Origin of the sequence: Cohnella baijiui (assembly GCF_020731285.1) — a bacterium.
GTDB lineage: Bacteria > Bacillota > Bacilli > Paenibacillales > Paenibacillaceae > Cohnella.
Genome location: NZ_JAJFOW010000038.1, coordinates 14,169 through 33,001, shown reverse-complemented (window position 1 = coordinate 33,001; position 18,833 = coordinate 14,169). Strand labels below are relative to the sequence as shown.

General features: G+C 63.2%; 14 protein-coding genes. 1 reads left to right on the top strand and 13 read right to left on the bottom strand.

Annotation, left to right across the window (positions count from 1 at the left end):
• Positions 1-15: 15 nt before the first annotated feature.
• The 13 genes from LKX83_RS25445 to LKX83_RS25385 all read right to left on the bottom strand — a co-directional run bounded on the left by LKX83_RS25445 (position 16) and on the right by LKX83_RS25385 (position 17,598).
• Complete coding sequence (locus LKX83_RS25445; RefSeq protein ID WP_227885651.1) at positions 16-2,169, bottom strand: Sip1-related alpha-galactosidase; 2,154 nt, start codon at positions 2,167-2,169, stop codon at positions 16-18.
• A gap of 101 nt (positions 2,170-2,270) precedes the next feature.
• Positions 2,271-3,293: an ROK family protein gene (locus LKX83_RS25440; protein WP_227885650.1), complete on the bottom strand. Its 1,023-nt coding sequence runs from the start codon at positions 3,291-3,293 to the stop codon at positions 2,271-2,273.
• Positions 3,290-3,922, bottom strand: a complete 633-nt coding sequence (locus tag LKX83_RS25435) for a D-sedoheptulose-7-phosphate isomerase (protein ID WP_227885649.1) — start codon at positions 3,920-3,922, stop codon at positions 3,290-3,292. The genes LKX83_RS25440 and LKX83_RS25435 overlap by 4 nt, the downstream gene beginning before the upstream one ends.
• A 17-nt stretch (positions 3,923-3,939) precedes the next feature.
• Entirely contained in the window at positions 3,940-6,384 is a 2,445-nt protein-coding gene (locus tag LKX83_RS25430; protein WP_227885648.1) for an alpha-mannosidase, read from the bottom strand.
• A 195-nt stretch (positions 6,385-6,579) separates the two neighbouring features.
• Positions 6,580-8,061 (bottom strand): sedoheptulokinase, encoded by a 1,482-nt coding sequence (locus LKX83_RS25425; RefSeq protein ID WP_227885647.1) that lies wholly within the window; start codon positions 8,059-8,061, stop codon positions 6,580-6,582.
• Positions 8,058-9,320 (bottom strand): amidohydrolase family protein, encoded by a 1,263-nt coding sequence (locus LKX83_RS34500; protein ID WP_227885646.1) that lies wholly within the window; start codon positions 9,318-9,320, stop codon positions 8,058-8,060. Before LKX83_RS34500 ends, LKX83_RS25425 begins: the two co-directional genes overlap by 4 nt.
• 127 nt (positions 9,321-9,447) lie before the next feature.
• Positions 9,448-10,797, bottom strand: a complete 1,350-nt coding sequence (locus tag LKX83_RS25415) for an ABC transporter substrate-binding protein (RefSeq protein WP_227885645.1) — start codon at positions 10,795-10,797, stop codon at positions 9,448-9,450.
• Positions 10,798-10,933: 136 nt separating this feature from the next.
• Positions 10,934-11,761 (bottom strand): carbohydrate ABC transporter permease, encoded by an 828-nt coding sequence (locus LKX83_RS25410; RefSeq protein WP_227885644.1) that lies wholly within the window; start codon positions 11,759-11,761, stop codon positions 10,934-10,936.
• Between the two features lie 12 nt (positions 11,762-11,773).
• A complete protein-coding gene (locus LKX83_RS25405; protein WP_227885643.1) occupies positions 11,774-12,646 on the bottom strand; it encodes a carbohydrate ABC transporter permease in 873 nt (290 codons plus the stop codon).
• Between the two features lie 5 nt (positions 12,647-12,651).
• Entirely contained in the window at positions 12,652-13,665 is a 1,014-nt protein-coding gene (locus LKX83_RS25400; protein ID WP_227885642.1) for a LacI family DNA-binding transcriptional regulator, read from the bottom strand.
• 1,269 nt (positions 13,666-14,934) lie between these two features.
• Entirely contained in the window at positions 14,935-15,729 is a 795-nt protein-coding gene (locus tag LKX83_RS25395) for an ABC transporter permease (RefSeq protein WP_227885641.1), read from the bottom strand.
• A gap of 4 nt (positions 15,730-15,733) precedes the next feature.
• Entirely contained in the window at positions 15,734-16,528 is a 795-nt protein-coding gene (locus tag LKX83_RS25390) for an ABC transporter permease (RefSeq protein WP_227885640.1), read from the bottom strand.
• Positions 16,525-17,598, bottom strand: a complete 1,074-nt coding sequence (locus LKX83_RS25385) for an ABC transporter ATP-binding protein (protein WP_227885639.1) — start codon at positions 17,596-17,598, stop codon at positions 16,525-16,527. Before LKX83_RS25385 ends, LKX83_RS25390 begins: the two co-directional genes overlap by 4 nt.
• 175 nt (positions 17,599-17,773) lie before the next feature.
• Here LKX83_RS25385 and LKX83_RS25380 point away from each other — a divergent pair, with 175 nt between their 5' ends.
• A complete protein-coding gene (locus LKX83_RS25380; RefSeq protein WP_227885638.1) occupies positions 17,774-18,778 on the top strand; it encodes an LCP family protein in 1,005 nt (334 codons plus the stop codon).
• The last annotated feature ends 55 nt before the right edge of the window (positions 18,779-18,833 follow it).

Sequence of the window (18,833 nt, the reverse complement as noted above, 5' to 3'; positions counted from 1 at the left end):
TTTCGTATTTCGCCCTTAGCCGAAGCGGATGTCGACGTCGCGCGATCCGTTTGGCAGCACGACTTCATACAAGCCGCCGCCGAGCGGAGCGGCCTCGATGTCCACCCCGTCGATCCGGACGGCGGAGGGCGCGCGATCCGCGACGAACGCGAACGTCCCGCCTTCCTTCAGCCGGACCGTCGCCCTCCGCTCCTCCATCCGGCAGTCCGCGATCGCATGCGCGGACACGTATTTGTCCGTCAGCCCGATCGGGGCAAAGCCATACGCCCCTTGAAGCGGCACGATCGTATATAACGCGCAGCCTTCCGGGCCGAGACGGAACGGGACCGCCGCCTCCGCCCCGACGACCGACGCCGACCGGGAGAAATGCTCGTAAACGGCAAAGCGCTCGCCGGCCAGCCCCGGCACGTCGCCGGGGCCGACGGTCCCTTCGACATCGGCCGCGCCTTCGGTCAGATGGAAGGCCGCGACGACGCCCGCTCCGCCCGCCGTATTCCACAGCTTGAGCGGCACCGGCTCCCGGATCGGGTCGCGAAGCAGGCAGTCCGTCGTCGGGTTGGACGTCCGGTCGCAGCGCAGGATCGTCCCGTCCGCGTAGACGAGCGGCCGCAGCTTGGCGGCGTCGGTCCGGCCCGGCGGATCGCTGATATAGACGGGACCGCCGCTGACGGCGCGCAGCACCGCGTTTTGCACGTCGTCGTGGTTGCGCGTCCAGAACATATCCCAGTCGCCCCAGTAAAAAGCGCCGTGCAAATAAGAATTATAAGCGTTCTGCAGCGCATGCTCGGCGAACCCTCTCCGCTCCTGCGGCACGAAGTCGTCGCTGCTGCGGGAGACGGCCGAGCGCGGCCGGTTCCATACGCTGTCCGCCGACATGCCCATGCAGTTGATGATCGCGTCGTCGAAGTGCAGCGCGACGGACGCTTCGAGCGCGTCGTGCGAGGCGGCGGCCGCTTCGCAGGCGCCGTGCGCGCCGCTCCACAGATGGGCGACGGCGCTCTGGCTGTCCACCTTGACGAAGTCCACGCCTTGGCGCTTCAGCCATCCGTGCCAGCCGTGCCAAAAGCCGAAGCCGGCGCCGGGCTCGGGAGCGGGCAGCAGAAGGCCCCGCGCGTTCGTCCGCAAGAATGGCGCGTACGCGCGCGCGATCGTGCTATCGGGATCGACGCCGTTCCAGTAGCCGGCGATCGTGTGCCAGACGCCGACGCGGCCGATGCCGTACCGCTCCTTGAGCGTCCGGACCGTGCGGCCGAGACCGCCCGGGAACTTGACCGGGTCCGCTTCCCAGGCGGCGAGCCGCCCGTCCTTCACGGTCGACCAGCCGTCGTCGATCATGAACCACCCGACCGGAACGTCCAGCTCGCGCAGCTCCTCCGCCTTCGCGAGCACGCCTTCCTCGTTCACTTGGTGGTAGAACGCGTCCCAGCTGCACCAGCCGAGCTTGTCGAACAGCGCAGGATACGTCTTGGCCGCCCGCGTCCGTCCGGGATGCCCCAATGCCGCCATCGCCGCTTCCGCATGGCGCTCGACCAAGGCATACGGGTCCGCGCCTTCGCCGAAGACGAATGCCGCGCTCTCGAGCCGGGTCAGCCCGGCCCGACCGGTCGACAGCCGGATGCCGACGCCGCCCTCTTCTCCCTGGACGTCCGCTCTGACCGTAGGACTGCAAACGGGGAGCAGGTGCGCGTAGCCGCAGTCCGCCGCCTGGGCCAGCAGCGACTGCGTTCGCGCAGGCACCTCGGACCAGCGCGAGCCGAACGCGGGCCGCGCCCACCAGTCCTTGTGCTGATAGCCGGCCATCCATCGGCCCTTCGCCTCGCTTGCGGACAACCGCAGCAGCAGCGCGCCGTCGGGCGCGAAGACGGTTTGCCCGCCGAAGGCGTTGTCGTTTGCGATCTCGCCGGTAACGGTGCCGATCGCGAATGCGTCGTATCGACGCAGCGCGAGCGAAACCCGCACCTTCCCCTCGGAATTCGCGAACCGCAGCAGCGTCTCCCGGTATTCCCCGAGCCGGTCCGCGCCCGCGGACGTTTCCGCCTCCGCCGACGGGGACAGCGGCAGCGTCGTCGTTCCTCCCGCGCCCGCCGTGCCGGCCACTTGCGCTTCGCAGGCCACGCGCCCGCGCCACGCCTTATCCGCCGGCGCGATCAACGTCATCCATCCGAACATGCCGAGCGCCTCCGTTTCTTTCCTTCCGTTATCCGTTTCTTTCAGTTATCCGTTTCTTTTATTCCGTTAAACATTCGCTTCTCCATTCGCATATCGCGGGATTATATCCGATCCGAAATCGCCGCTTCGCCGGCCTGCTCCAGCGCGTGCATGGCGACCGACAGACCGGCCGCGTCGCCCACCTGCTCGCGCAGGGCCGACGGCAGGATGCGGCATGCCGCGAGGGCGTTCGGCAGCGCTTCCCGCCGCAGCTCCTCCAGCACGATCGGCGCGAGCAGCCGTTCCTGCCGCGCATAAATGCTCCCGATGACGATGCGCTCGGGGTTCAGCACGTCCACCAGCATCGCAAGCCCCCGGCCCAGCTGCTGTCCGACAAGCCGGATGACGACCGCCGCGAGCTCGTCGCCTGCAAGCGCCGCCTCCGCGACGTGCCGCGCCGTTATCTCGACCGGCGCGCCGTCCGCCGCAGGAGCGCCCAGCAGCGTCTCCCGCCCCAGCTTCCGCCAATCCTCGATCATGTCTTCGGCGAGTCGGGCGATGCCTCCGCCGCTGCAGAAGCCTTCGAACGATCCCGCCTTGCCGTAGCCGCGCGGGCCGTCCTCCGCGAGCCGGACGTGGCCGACCTCGCCGGCCATGTCGTTCGCCCCGGCGTACAGCTTGCCGTTCAGGATGAGGCCGGCTCCCATACCCGTGCCGAACGTGAGGAACACCATATGTTGCGCGCCTTTGCCCGCTCCCCAGCGCCACTCGGCCAGCGCGCAGGCGTTGGCGTCGTTCTGCAGCGCCACAGGCACGCCGAATCGCTCGCGGAACGGGCCGACGACGTCGATGTCGTCCCATCCGGGCAGGTTCGGCGGCGACAGCACGCGGCCCCGCGCGCTGTCGAGCGGGCCGCCGCAGCTGATGCCGATCGCCTGCAGCGCCCCGCCCGTCCCTTCCGCGTCCGCATGCTCCGCCAGCAGCTCGGCCAACGCTTCGCTCAGCGCCCCGATCGCCGTCCGGGGATCGGAAGGCGTCGGAAAGCTGCGCTTCCCGAGAAACAGCACCTCGTCCGCCGTCGCCGCGCCGACGACGACCGCGCACTTCGTCCCACCGATATCGACGCCCGCGAGCAACCGCCTCATGGGAAGAACGCCTCCTCCAGCCGGACGCACAGCGCATGGTAGATCGGCAGATGGCGCTCCTGGATGTCCGGCGTCCGGTCGTACGGCACGCGGATCGTCACGTCGCACAACGTCTTGAGCCGCCCGCCGCCCCGGCCTGTGAGGCCAATCGTCCGCATGCCGACCGCCTTCGCCACCTGCACGGCGCGCACCACGTTGGCCGAGCTGCCCGACGTGCTGAAGACGACGAGCGTGTCCTCGGGCCGGCCGTAGCCGTATACCTGCTGGGCGAACACCATGTCGGCCGCCACGTCGTTGATGTAAGCCGTCGCGAGCGCCGACTGGCTGACCAGCGAAATCGCCGGCAGCGCGCCTTGCAGCCGGTCGGCCAGGTAAGCGCCGTCCTCCTCGCCCCACATGAGCAGCTTCTCCCGCTCCGCCGGCGCGAGCCGCCGCGGCGACAGAAAGCCCTTCATCAGCTCTCCGACCACATGCTCGCAATCGGCGGCGCTGCCGCCGTTGCCCGCGAGCAGCATCTTGCCGCCCCGCGCGAACGAGTCCCGCGCCGTTTCGTAAGCGAGCGCAATGTCCTCCAAGCATGCCGACAGCTCGGGGTAGCGGTCCGTCAGCTCCTCGAATACGCCGTTCATCGTCCCCACTCCTTTCTTCAGCCGATTCCGCGCTCGAGCAGATCCGTCTCCGTCACGGCCGACGCCGGATCGCGCGGCACGCGGAACGTCTTGATCTCGTTCGGACCAAACGAGGCGCGGATGACGCGATTCCACAGCGGCAGCGCGATCTCCGCGGTCGTCGCCTGCTTCTCGGTTTCGTAGCATCTGACGATCAGGTCGTCGCCTTCTTCGGCAAGCTTGATCGCGCTCACCACGATGTTGTCCCGGTCGGTCGACACGTACGCGTCCCGCTGCGGCAGCGGCCCTTCGTGATGCGTCTCGATGACCGAGGTCGGCCGGCAGTTCAGCTCGGCGGCCCGCCGCACCGTCCCCGCCTGCTCCCAGCCGCCTTCGTGAGGCAGCAGCGAATAGGAGAAACGCTGGATGCCCTGATCGATAAAGGCGTACTCGCCGTCCGGCTCGGGCACGTACGGATCGTGATGCGCGTAGATCGGGCTGCGAAGCACGGTCAGCGCCAACTCTCGGTTCCGACAGCTGTAGCTGTATTTAGCGTCGTTAAGCAGGCTCATGCCGTACACGCGGTTCGTCTTGCGGGTGATGCCCGTCAAGTCGACCCAGCTCTGGCCCGGCTCCTCCTCGCCGTTAGTCTCCCGCTCGATCGTGCCGTACGGGATTTCGTAGGTCAGCTTGCTGAAGACGGTCTCGACCGGGAAGACCAGCTTCAGCATTTTGAACGTCTCGCGCCAATCGACCGTCACCTGCACGTCGATCTGATCCCGGTCCGGATACATCGCGAAGTCCTGGATCAGCTTGGAGCTGCCATAGGCGCTGACGACCCGGATGACCGACTTGACGGGGCCGTGCTCCGCACGGAATACCTTGACGGCCTCGAAGGCGCCGACCGGCTTGTCGAAGTGCAGGACGTCGTGGCTCCACGTATCGGAGCGGTCCTCGAGCACGACCGGCTTCGCCGCCGGGCCCGCGAACACCTCGTAATCGGTCCGCTTGTCGCGCAGGCTTTTGATCCACCCCGTATCGCGGTCGAATTCGAGGCGGAACCGGCCGTTTTCCAGCACCAGATCGCTGGCGGCGATCGGCTCGCCGACCGGACGCAGCGATTCGGATGCGAGGACGAGCCTGTACGTGCGGTATCCGAGCGGCGGCAGCTCCGCCATGAAGCTGAGCCGGAATCTCCCGCCGGCGGACGCCTGGGACCGGACCGTTTGGAACGGAACCGGGGCGCCGGTTTCGTCCGTCAGCACCGTCTTCGGGCCGATGCCGCCGACTTCGAGCTCCACGTTTGTCACGCTCGGCCAGGCGTGCGGGTTGAAGACGACGATCGGCTTCATCCCCTCGTCCTGCTCGATGCCGACGCGCCAGGACAGCGACTGGACGGCGTAGTTCAGCGTGCGGTCCGCGATCGCCATCGCCTCGCCGTACAGATAGCGCGCGTCCTCGTACGCCGACTCCAGGCTCGTGCCGGCCAGGATGTCATGGAATTGGTTGAACAGGACGTTTTTCCAGGCGCGGCCGAGATCCGCCTTCGGATACGGCTGGCCCGTGATCCAGGAGGCGAGCGCCGCGTACTTCTCCGCCGCGGCCAGCCGGTTTTCCGCCTGCCGGTTCCACTGCTTGATGCCCGAGTGGGCCGCGTAGCAGCCGCTGGCGTGATGCTGCAGGTCGTCGTGCACGACCGGCAGGTCGAGCCCCTTGTCCTCCATGTCCCGGAAATACCGGTCGGGCGTCGCGAAGACCAGCTTCGGCAGATCGGGCTCGCCGTTCAGCCGCCGAATGCTCTCGATGTTCTCCTTGGTTGGGCCGCCGCCATGGTTGCCGACGCCGTAAAACAGCATCAGGTCGTCCAGCGGCGCCTTGAACTCGCCGAGCGTCCGCCTGACGTGGCGATCCAGTTCCTGTCCCCAGCTCAAGTATTCGAATAGGATGCGGAACGTCAGGACGCGCGAGCCGTCGTCGGACTCCCACCAGAAAAGGCGGCCGGGCAATCCCTTCTCTCCAGGCATCGGACGCATCATCACGTAGTAGTCCATACCGCTCTTCTTCAATATTTGCGGCAGCATGCCGTGGTGGCCGAAGCTGTCGACGTTGTAGCCGACCTTGGCCATGACGCCGAGCTTTTCCTGAAAATAGCGCTGGCCGTACAAGCTCTGGCGGACGAAGGACTCGCCCCCCGGGATGTTGCAGTCGGGCTGGATCCACCAGCCGCCTACGATGTTCCACCGGCCCTCGCGCACCCGCCGCCGGATCTCCTCGAACATGCCGGGATCGTTGTTCTCCACCCACTCGTACATCGCCGCCGAGCTGGACGTGAAGATGAAGTCCTCCGATTCGTTCATCCGGTCGAGCGCCGAACGGAACGTCGCCTTGGCTTCCTGGAATCCCTCCTGCCACTGCCACAGCCAAACCGGGTCGAGGTGGGCATTGCCGATCATATACAGCTTCTTGTCCTTCATCTCTGCCATCGTTTCCTCTCTCCTTCCGCGTGCTTCCGCGGGATATTCCGCATCGACGGACCCGTCCGCTCCGCAAGCCTGATGCTTCTCCCCGGCGCTCGTTCCTCGTCGTGCCATTACTTCCTCCGTTCGCGTCCGTAGCCTGCCCGAGTCGAGACGTCACTTTCCCCCGTTCGCGTCCGCAGCCCGCCCCGCGTCGTGCCGTTACTTTCCTCGGTCCGCGTCCGCAGCGCGATCTGCGCGGTCTCCCGCGTCCGCTTCCTCGTTCTCCGCTGCTGTCAGAAGTGGCTGACCCATGCGCGCGAGCGCCGCCTCGTGGTCCGGATAAAGACCTGCCGCCACTGCCGCGTGAACCGCCGCGCCGAACGCGGCCTCTTCCCCGGCGGCCGGCAGCCGCACCGGCATGCCCAGCCGGTCCCGCAGGAGTCGGCGCAGCGCCGGATTGCGGCGGATGCCGTTGCCGGAGCCGATGGCGACTTGCGCGGCGGCGCGCAGCGGCGCAGGCATCGCGTCCCGGAATGCCGCGAGCTCGTCCGCGAGCCCCGCGAGGAAGCCCGCGGCGAGCCGCTGCGGCGACCAGTTGGCCTCGCCGAGGCCCACGATCGCGCCGCGGCGGTCCGGCTCCGCCCGCGTCCCGTAGAAGGACGGGTTCACGCGCGGGAGCGATAGCCCTTCGTCCAGCGCCCGCAGCGCGAGTCGGTTCAGCGTCTCGTAAATGCTCTTCCGATCGGGCACGGTCCCCGCAAACGCGAGGCACGTCTCCGCGACGAACCTGGCGAGCAGCTCGTAAACCTTGCCGCCCCCGAGCGTCGCGCCGACGAGCAGGTAGCCGCCGCCGGGGAACGGCCGCAGCTCCAGCCCGCTGGCCCCCACCACATCGACGTGATCCCCCGTGAAAGCCGACGTCTGCGCGCCCGTGCCGACGTTGAGCAGCAAGCTGCCCGTCAGGGCCGGCACCGCGCCGAGAAAGCTCGCCTGGTTGTCGCCGACGGCGCAGGCGACGATCCGGCCCTCCTCCGTCCGGCCGAGCGCAGCTTCGCCGGGACCGGCCACGTCCGGCAGCAGGCGCGGATCGATTCCCGCGCGCACGACGGCTGCCTCGTCGAACGCACGCACCTTCAGGTCGAACAGGCCTAGCGCCGCGGCGTGCGAGGCGTCCGTCCGCGGCGCCGCGAGGCCGCACAGCCGCATCGCGACGTAGTCGCCGATCGTGCACAAGTGGGCGGCCTCCGGCGGAACCTCACCGGAGTGCGCCAGCACGGCGTGCGTCACGAGGCCGTACCCCGCGGACAGCGGGTAGCCCGTCTCCTCCCGAAGACGGCCGACGTGCGTCCGCCCGTCCGACAGCTTCCGCTCGCCGCGGGCGTCCTGCCACGTATATAGCGGGCTGACCGCGCGGCCGCCGGCGTCAACGTAGAGCATGCCGTGCATCTGCGACGAAACCCCGATCGCCGCGACGCGCGCCAGCACGTCGCCGGGACATGCGTTCAGCAAATCCCGCACCGCCCGAACGATGCGGTCCGGATGCTGCAAACGCTCGTCTGCGCGCCTGGCGGGGACGTCCGCGCCATTCGGCGCGTCCGCCGCGTATACGGTCCGGCCGTCGTTCGCGTCAGCTGCAACGAGCCCCAGCGAAGTCGTGCCGATATCGATTCCGATCGTATAGACCGGCGCAGTCTCGGTCACTGCCATCCCTCCAGCCGATAGATCTCGATCAGATTGCCGCGGAAGATCCGCTCCGCGAACGCGATCGCTTCCTCCTCCCGCAGCGCGCCCTGTTCGACCTTCTCGCTGAGCGTTTCGCCCACGATTCGGCGCGCGAGCTGCAGATGCGCATAGGTGCCCTCGATATGGTTGTAGTCGCCGCCGAATCCTTGGATTTTGTTCGCAGGCACCATTTCGATCGACTGGTGCAGGATCGTCTTGGCCGCCGTAGGCGAGATGATATAAAGCCAGGTGAAGTCCGCATAGACGTTCGGAAAGTTTTTGGCGATGCTGAGGTACGCCTGATGATATGGAAATCCGCCGTGCAGCAGGACGAACTTCGCTTCCGGATACGCGTGAAACAGCGGAATGAGCCCTTCCACGTTCGAATGCGTGATGACGTTGCCGTTGCCCGAGACGCTCGTCTCGTGATGGCCCGTATGAATCTGGATCGGCAGGTCGTAGACCACCGAGCGCCGGATGATATGATGGATGAGATAGTCCTGCAGCGGAACGGTTTCCGCCTGGGAGAGCCCCTCTTCGAGGCGGCTGGCGAGCAGCCGGTTGAAGACGCGCTCGGCTTCGTCGAACGTCGGCTTGCCGCTGGCCAACGTGCGCCAGTACGCATGCCCCAGCTTGGTCGCGACCATGCCCTCCGACTTGAATCTATGCAATAAGGCGTCCACCAAGTCGAGGTATTCGCGGAAATCGCGCGCGGTCGCGCCCGCGTCCCGCTCGACGGCCAGGATGTCCTTCAGCGTTCGCAGTTTAAAGGTATAATCGAGAAACAGGATCGGCCGGAACCGGCCGTAATCGAGCTTGGTCGTCTGAATCAGCGTGAACGCCAGATCGATCCCCGACCGCTCGCCCAGCACGTGATCGTACCATTGCGGGTCGCGGGTGGCGGCCAGCACCTTCTCGTTGGCCTCCAGGATGCCCTGGACGGTCCATTCGGTCATTCCGTACAGCTCCTCCATCGACTGGCGGAACATCCGCGCGTACGTCGTGTTGGAGGTCCGCTCCCAGTAGGTCAGGAACGTCGCCGCCCGCTCTTCGTCCGAGATCGGAAGCTTGCGATCCAGCGCGCCCCGCGCCATGCCGGCGGTAATCAAATCGGAGTCCAGGTAGTGCAGCAGGGAGAAAAAGTCGTGATTCTCCCGGCGCCGGATGTCCGGGGTCGCCAAATGCTCGTGTCCGTCGATGATCCGGAGCTGGCGAATATGGTCGTGTATGCTTTGCACGGTAACTCTCTCTCCTTCCAAGCCGGGACGGAAGCCCGTCTTCGGCGGCGTTGCCGTCTGGACGTTCGGCGCCCGGCCGGAGGGGAATCCGCCGGATTCCCCTTGCCGGCCGATCGCCCGTCTGATCTTAGTCCGTCTTCAGTTCCGGGAACGCGTTCTTTACTTCCTTCTTGAAGTCGCCGACGACTTTGTCGTAAGGGGTGTTGTTGGTGATGCCTTGGCTGGCGACTTTCCGCCACAGGGAGAGGATGTCCTCGCCGTATTTGTCCGCGGACAGCGCCGGCATCTCCTTGATCGTGTCGTAGTACGGCTTCAGAATGTTCTGGTCGCCGAAGAAGGCCGACTTGAACGTATCGAGGTTTTTCTCGTAGACCGCCTTGTTGCCCGGCATGTTGCCCGTCTTGCCGAGGTTGTAGTCCTGCCATTCGGGGCTTGCGATATACTTGAGGAACTCGTAGGCCAGCTCCTTGTTCGGCGACTTGTCGTAAATGCCGCGGTACGTGCCGCCGGTGTAGAAGCCGAGCGGAGCCGGCGCCACGCCGAATTTGCCGACCGCCTTGTCGTCCTTGTTGTCGACCATGAAGCCCGCCCAAGCCGGCATCGACGTCAGGACGACCGTGCCGCTGTTGAGCGCGGTGCCCCAGCCCGCCGACATGAACGGCAGCTTCGCGTCGACGTTGCCCGCGCGGATCTTCTGCTGCAAGTCGTACGTCTCCTGCCACTTCGGATCGATGTTCAGCTTGCCGTCCTTCACCCAGGGCTCCGTGTTGTAAGCCATGATGTCGAACAGATCGCCCGCGTTCTCGATGAGATGGACTTTTCCTTTGCTGTCCGCGTACACCTTTTCGCCGAGGGCGATCAGTTTATCCCAGCTGCCGACCATCTCGCCGATTTGGGCGGGGTCGTCCGTGCCGAGGTATTGCTTCGCCGTCTCGCGCAAATACCAGAAGCCGCCCGGCGAGGAATGGTCGGAGATCGCCTTCAGCTTGCCGTCCGAGGAGCGGCCGAGGCCTTGCACGTAAGGGATGTAGTCCTTCACCAACTCTTCCCCGCCCATGGCCGACAGGTCGGTCAGGAACTTGGAGTCGATGAACTTGCCGATGTAGCCGCGTTCGAGATCGAAGATGTCCGGCAGATCCTTGCCCGTCTGCAGCGCCGTAAGCAGCTTCGTTTGGTACTGGTCGCCCGGGAACATTTTCACTTCGACCTGGACGCCCGGGTTTTTCTCCTCGAATTTCGCCGCCATATCCTTCACCTGGTCGAAGAACGTCCAGATGACGAGCTTACCCTTGAGCTCCGGCGCCGACGTCGAAGGCGACACGGAATCCGAAGGCGAGGCGGACGGCGAAGCCGTGTCGCCGGAGGAAGCGGAAGCGGGCGGCGAAGCGCCGTTTCCGCCCTTGCCGCCGCATGCGGACAGCAAAGTGATCATGAGCACGACAGCCAGCACGAACGGTAACCCTTTTCTGAAGTTCAAACCAATCGCCCCTTTGGATAGATTGAACTAGCCGCATTTCTCTGTCATTTCGACCCTTGTTAGCGTTTGCGTTTCCACAAATGACTTGCGCCTGCCCGCATCACCTCTTTCTCAGTTGTCCCCGTCTTCGGTTCGCTTAACCTTTGACCGCGCCGGCGGCCACGCCGCTGATGATCTTGCGGGACATGACCGAGAAAAAGACGAGCAGCGGCACGACGGAGATGACGATGCCGACGTATTGGGCGCCGAAATCCGACGAGAACTGCGACTTGACGCTCGCGATCATGACGGGCAGCGTTTGCTTGTCGTTGTCGAACAGGATGATCATCGGGGTCAGGAAGTCGTTCCATTTGCCGATGAACGAGAAGATGGCTAGCGTGGCGATGGCCGGTCCCATGAGCGGGAGAACGAGCCGGTGGAAAATCTGCAGCTCTCCGCACCCGTCGATCCGTCCGGACTCGATGATCTCGTCCGGGATGGACGCGTCGGCGAACTGCCGCATCAGGAAAATCCCGAACGCGTTGTACAGGGACATCAGAAGCAGCGGCCAGTACGTGTCCAGCAGGTTCATCATGTTCATGACTTTGTAGAAGCCGATGATGCCGAGCTGCCCGGGAATCATCATCGTGCCGAGCACGAACAGGAACAGCCCGCCGCGGTAGCGGAACCGGTACTTGGAGAAGCCGTAGCCGGCCAATGCCGCGAAGTACACGTTCAGCGCGGTCGCCGTGACGGAAATGAACACGGTGTTGGCGAAGCCTCGCCAGATGTTCACCGCCTCGGTCAGCCGCTCGTAGTTGTTCGCCAACTCGGCGCCGGGCCAGAGCAGCAGCTTGCTCGCGATGTCGGCGTTGGCGTGGGTGGACGTGATCATCATGCTGTAGAACGGCACAAGGCAAACGAACGTCACGGCGGCAAGGAAGAGATACACGAACGTTCGGGAGACGGTCAAACCGGATCGCATGGCGGGTACCTCCTAATCCTTCAGCCTGGACGCGCGGGCGGTGATCGCCGTAAAGAACATGACGACGATAAAGATGCCGTAAGCGATCGCCGAGCCGTAGCTGTAGTCGAAATTTTTGAATGCCGTCTCGTACAGGTACATGATCATCGTCCTGGTCGAATTGCCCGGCCCGTCGCCCAGCATGAGCGGCGCGTCGAACAGCTGCAGACCGCCGATGACGGACGTGATGAACGTGAACAGAAACACCGGACGGAGAAGCGGCAAGGTGATCTTGCGGATGATCGTCCCCTTGGTCGCCCCGTCCACGGCCGCCGCTTCGTACACCTCGCTCGAGATGGACTGCAGGCCGGCGATGAAGACGATCATGTTGAAGCCGAAATATTGCCAGCAGATGACGGAGGCGACGATGATTCGAGACCACCACGGGTTGTTGAACCAGTTGATCGGATCGTGGATGAGCCCGATGCTCTCCAGCATCTTGTTGATGCTGCCGGTCTGCCAGTCGAACATGAGACTGAACAGGACGCCGAGCGTAACCGGCGTGACGATGTGCGGGAAGTAAAAGATCGCTCGGAAGAAATGCTTGCCCTTGACGAACCGTTCGTTGAGAATGAGCGCGAGGGCGAGCGCCAGGATAAGCTGGGGAACGATTGACATCACCCAGATGACGAGCGTGCTTCCGATCGTCTGATAGAAGAAGCTGTCGTGCAGCAGCCGCGTGTAGTTGGCGGCCCCGACGTAGACCGGGTCGCTGAACCCGTCCCATTTGGTCAAGCTGAGGTAAAAGGTGTAAAGAATCGGCGCGAGGCCGACGACCGCGAAACCGATGAAGAACGGCGCGATGAAGAAATAGCCGTAAAACGATTTGTCGATCTTTGAATGCACAGGCCTCAACCCTTTGCGTGTGGAATGTCGCAAGAATCGCGAACGACGAGCGTGGGGCTTAACAGCCGGGCGGCGAACACGGGTGCCGGCTCCCCCTCGATGCGGCGGAACAGCCCTTCCGCCGCCTGCATGCCGATTTCGAGAAACGGCTGGCGCACGGTCGTCAAGGAAGGGAATACCCATTCCGAGATGGTGATGTCGTCGAAGCCGACGAGGGACAACTGGCTCGGTACGCTGAGGCCGTGCTCCTGAATGGCGCGCAGCGCGCCGATCGCCGTCTCGTCGTTCGAAGCGACGACCGCGGTGAAGCCTTGAAGCTTTAGAAGCCGGCGCATGGCCTGATAGCCGCCTTGATTGCTCCAGTCGGATTCGACGATCCATTCGGGACGGAACGGCAGCCCCAGCGCCTCCATCGTCTGGCGGAAGCCTTTGAGCCGGTACTTGTTCGCGCCGGCATGCTCCGGTCCGGCGATGTAGGCGATGCCGCGGTGGCCGAGTCCGTGCAGATAGGAGACGATCTCGGCGACGCCCGAAGCATTGTCCACATCCACCGACAAGAGCCCGTCCATCTCGCCGTGATCGCCGACGAGCGCGATCGGGTAATCCTCCGCTTTGTACGCTTCGAGATCCTCCGCCGCCCGCTTTTGGAAGCTGACGAGGATGAGACCGTCCACCTGCCCCTCGTAAAGCAGATGCAAGAAGGCGCGTTCGCTCTCGTAGTTGGACGTCCAGCTGTAGAAGATGCAATTGTAGCCGCGCTTGTTGGCGGTTGTCTCGATGCCCCGGATAATGCCGGAGTAGAACACGTTCGAAATGTTGTCCACGACGACGCCGATCGTATTCGTCTTGTCCATGACAAGCCGGCGGGCATTGGCGTTGCGGTGAAAGTTCAGCTCGCGGATCGCTTTGTCGAGCGCCTCCTGCGTCGCTTTCTTGACGGGCTGGCCGTTCAGGTAGCGGGAGACGGTGCTTTTGGACGTATTGGCAAGGCGTGCGACATCGTGAATGGTCGGTCCCATAATCATTCCTGCTTTCGGAAAGGTTGTTTCCCAGTTTTGGGAACGTTCCCATTTTAGCATGAAACACGGAGTTTGGGCATGGCTTTCGGATGTGCGGTTCCGTTCTCCGGTTGTCTGCATGAAATGAACGGCGCTGGGACCGCTTCGCTTCGAAGGAACGCTTCGAGAACCATTTTGGGAACGTTCCCATTTTGTCGGAAAAGACAACATCCGCATTAGATTTTTAATCGACAATCATTCTTGCTTCGCTCGATGCCTTCGGATCAATAACGTTGCCGGAGGACCGGTGCAAGGCTCGCTCCGCAATTTTGGGAACGTTCCTATTTTGAGCGAAAGTCCAACTTCATGTGCCCATATTATCCCGCGCTGCCGGTTTTGTCAACGCTTTTTTGTAAGCGCATCCTCAACCTTTCCGCTCCTCCTTTCGGTGATGCGCGATCTGCCTTCGCATGCACGCGTAAAGCGGCGTTGCTTCTCATTACCCGCTTGCCAAGGCTTCAACCCCACGCCCGGCAGCCTTTCGGGTCCCCGCTTTTCCCCCGCCGCATCGCGCCCATGCGCGAACGTCTTACCACTCATCGCCCTCTCCGACGCATTCACGCGACTATGTGCGGTAACTCTTACCACTCCCCCCTCTCCGACGCCGCATCGCGCCTATGTATGGTACGTTGTTCCGCTCATCGCCCTCTCCGACGCATTCACGCGACTATGTGCGGTAACTCTTACCACTCATCACCTTCCAGACACCATCTCACACCTATGTACGGTACTATTTACCGCTCATGCCCTCTCCGACGCCACAGCGCGCCCATGTACGGTACGTTGTTCCGCTCATCACCCTCCAGACGCCGTAACACGCTCATGTTCGGTACTTTTCCGTTCATCGCCTTCAGACGCATTCACGCGATCGAATGTGCGGTAACTTTTACCACTCATCCCTTCTCCGACGCCGCATCGCGCCCTATGTACGGTACGTTGTTCCGCTCATCACCCTCCTGACGCATTCATGCGACCATGTGCGGTAACATTTACCACTCATCGCCTTCCAGACGCCATTCCACGCCTATGTACGGTACTTTGTTCCGCTCATCACCCTACAGACGCCATTCCACGCCTATGTACGGTACTTTGTTCCGCTCACCACCCTACAGACGCCACAGCGCGCCCAAGCACGTTACTTTTCCCCGCTCCCCCCTCCCACCCCGCGGCCCATCAAAAAACCGCCCCTCCCCAGGCTTCGCCTGGAGAGGGACGGTCCATATCGCCCAATTACGAACCAGCGCCGCGGTAACGCTTGACGCCGCGGTTCCAGACGACGAGGCCGATCGCCCCGACGATGAGGCCGACGACCGGCGTCAGCCACGCCATCGATCGGTCCGCATGCTCTGCAAGGAAGTACGACGCCGGGTAAACGCCGACGAACGCGAACGGCAGCACCCACGTCAGCAGGAAGCGGATGCCTTTGTTATAAATCTGGATCGGATAGCGCCCGTAGCTCTGGATGTTGTACATGAGCGGGATGATGCCCGTCGGCGCGTCCGAGTAGAACGAAATCGCCGCCAGCGTCGTGTAGATACCCGAGTAGATAAGGACGGATCCGATCACCATCACGATCAGCACGAACGGATCATACCAATGGAACGGAAGCCCCAGCTCGCCCCATGCGGCGCCCATGATCCCGATGCCGACGAGCGAGCCGACCAGAGACGGGGGATCGACGTTTTCCAGCATGACCTGCGCGAGCGAATGGGCCGGTCGCGTCAGGATGCGGTCCATCTCGCCTTTGATGATGTACCGATCGCCGAAGTTCCACAGGTTGGTGAAACAGCCGAAGACGCCTTGGGCGATCATGAAGTAGCCGTAGACGAACACGACTTCCGACTGGTTCCAGTCTCCGAGCGCGGGCGTGTGCTGGAACACGACGAAGATGAAGACCAGGTTCATGAGCGAAAACATCAAATCGCTGACGACCTCGACCCAGAAGTCGGCGCGATAGGTCAGCTTGGTCTTGATATAGTTGGCGAGATACTCGCGAAACAGCTCGAACGTATAAGCGATTCGCATGGTTTCAACCCCCTTGCACGAACAGCCGGCGTCTCGCCGACCGCCACATCGCGAGAATCGGCACGATGAGCACGGCGAACCAGACGACCTGCACGAGAAGCGCGCTCCACGTCTCCGCACCGTTCAGCCGGCCCGTGAACACCGAGCCCGGCAGGTAGGTGATCGCCTGGAACGGCAGCCAGTTCAGCACCGCGCGCGCCCACTCGGGGAAAAACGCGATCGGTACGATGACGCCGGAGAGCAGATCGACTGCCACGCGCTTCATCCGCATGAGCCCTTCGTTGTTTTCGACGAAGAAGGCGAACAGCCCGGTCAAAATGTTGAGCTGCGAATTGATGAGGAAGCTGAACCAGATCATCACGAAGAAAATGATCCAGCGCATCGGGTCGGCCGGCAGCGTCACCGGAAAGATCAGCGTCGCGATGATCATCCCCGGCACCATGAACAGCAGGAGGCGGAACAGCCCTTCGCCGAAGCCCTGCATCATTTTCACCATCAGATAGGAGTACGGACGCGTCATCTGCACCGCCACGCTGCCGTCCCGGATGTCGTTCGAGATTTCCCTGTCGAGATTGTTGAAGTAGAAGGCCCGGGCCATCCAGGATACGGCCACGTACGTCGTCATCTGCGCAACCGTAAAGCCCGCCAGCGTGTCCGCCTGGCCGTAGATGGCCTTCCACATGAAGTAATAAGCGCCGATGTTAATGGCATAAATAATAATGCCGCTGTAATAATTCACGCGGTAAGCGAGCATCATGAGAAATCGGATACGGATAAAGTCGAGATAGGCGCTCGTCACGATCGAACCGCCTCCGCCCGTGCGGTGGGCTCGCGCTCGTCAAGGTTCGCGTCCGCGCGCTGTTGATCCGTCTCCGCGCTGCCCGTCCGGTAGATTTCGCGGACGATCTCCTCGGTACTCGTCTCGAAAATTTTGATATCGCTGATGTCCGTCGTCCCGACGACCCGCGACAGCACGTCCGACACGTTGATCTCGAGCGGGATCCACACTTTGGCGGTCTGCTCGTTCTCCTTCGTCCAGCGGACGTCGAGGCCGCCGGTCAGCGCCTCGAGCCGTTCGTTCGGGATCGGGTCGTTGAACTGGAATTGCACTTCGCGGCCTTTGCCCCACCGCGCCTTCAGCTCCTCGAGACCGCCGTCGTAGATAATGCGGCCGTCGTCCAGCATGATGACGCGGGAGCAGAGCGCTTCGATGTCCTGCAGGTCGTGCGTCGTGAGCAAGATCGTCGTGCCGTGCTCGCGGTTGAGCCGCTTCAGAAATTCGCGGATCTCCGTCTTGACGACGACGTCGAGGCCGATCGTCGGCTCGTCCAGGAACAAGATGGACGGCCGATGCAGCAGCGCCGCCGCCAGCTCGCAGCGCATCCGCTGACCCAGGCTCAGCTTGCGCACCGGGCGGTTCAGCAGCTCGCCCAACGCGAGCGTCTCTACGAGCTCGTCCAGACGCTGCTTGAAGTCGGCTTCGCCCACGCGGTACACCTTGCGCAGCAGGCGAAACGACTCGATCACGCCGATGTCCCACCATAGCTGGCTGCGCTGTCCGAAGACGACGCCGATACCCTGCACGAACCGTTCGCGGTCCTTGTGCGGGACGAACCCGTTCACTTGAATGTGGCCGGACGTCGGGACGAGTATGCCCGTCAGCATCTTGATCGTCGTCGATTTGCCGGCTCCGTTCTCCCCGATATAGCCGCAGATTTCGCCCTGCGGAATCTCGAAGCTGATATCCTTGACGGCCGTCACTTGGGTATGCTCCCGCTTGAACAGGTCGAGCATGGCGCCTTTGAGGCCTTCTCGGTTTTTCTGCACATTGAACTGTTTTCGCAGCTGTTTGACGTCGATGGCTAGCATATTTCCCTCCATTTTCGACTTTACTTGATTCTAATCGCCGAAAAACTTTATAATTTTAATGATTCGGGCTGCATAAACATACAGACGGGCTTCGGAAAATTCATTTGCCCGCTTTCGCCCGCACATGCTATCTTACAGGACAACTACACCTGCGTAAACGAAGGGAACCACAGGGATGCGGAAAAAGTGGAAATGGACGCTGATTAGCGTCTTGGCCGTGCTGGTCATCGTGCTCGGCTACGGCTCTTGGTACGTATACAGAGGTTATCAAGGCCTGGAAAACCTCCAGAAGCCGAAGGAAGAATCCCGCTTCGGCCAGTTCGAGGAGAAACCCGAGGAAAAACCGCCGGAATGGACCGGGACCGAGCGGGTGAACGTACTGCTCATGGGCGGGGACAACCGCGGCCTCGAGGAAGGCGAGACGGCCCGTTCGGATTCGATGCTGGTCGCTTCGTTCGATCCGGCCACCAAGCGGGTGCATCTGTTCTCGATTCTCCGCGACACCTACGTGAAGATCCCGGAGCACGCCTCCAACCGAATCAACGCCGCACTCTCGCTCGGGGGACCCAACCTGGCGATGAAGACGATCGGCGACCTGACGGGCCTCGATATTCAATATTATGTGTACGCCGATTTCCAAGGCTTCATCAAGCTCGTCGACGCGATCGGCGGCGTGGACTTCTACGTGGAGAAAGACATGCATTATACGTCCAAAGCCGACAAGCACATGTTCGACATCGACCTGAAAAAGGGCCAGCAGCATCTGGACGGGGATCACGCGCTCCAGTACGTCCGCTTCCGCCACGACGCGATGAGCGACTTTACCCGGACGGAGCGCCAGCGCGCCTTCCTGGGGGCCGTGGCCGACAAGCTGCAGACCGGCTGGAACATCCTGAAGCTCCCGGAAATCCTGAACAAGGTCAATCCGTACATCGAGACGAACATGTCGGTCGACGACATGTGGAAGCTCGCGAGCCTCGGCTACAAGTCCCATCAGGCGGGCTCCGCGCAGCTGCCTCCGATGAACCTGCTCACGGACAAAGACGTCGGCGGCTCCTCCGTCCTCGGCATCACGGACGAAGACAAGCTGCGGGACTACGTGCAGGAAGTGCTCGGCGAGGACAAGACGGAAGCGCCGGCCTCGCCTTCCGCCTCCTCTTCCGCTTCCTCGTCGCCTTGACGCTGGGAGCGCCTTACCGAACTGCCGTCTGGACGACAGACGGCGGTTTTTCTTT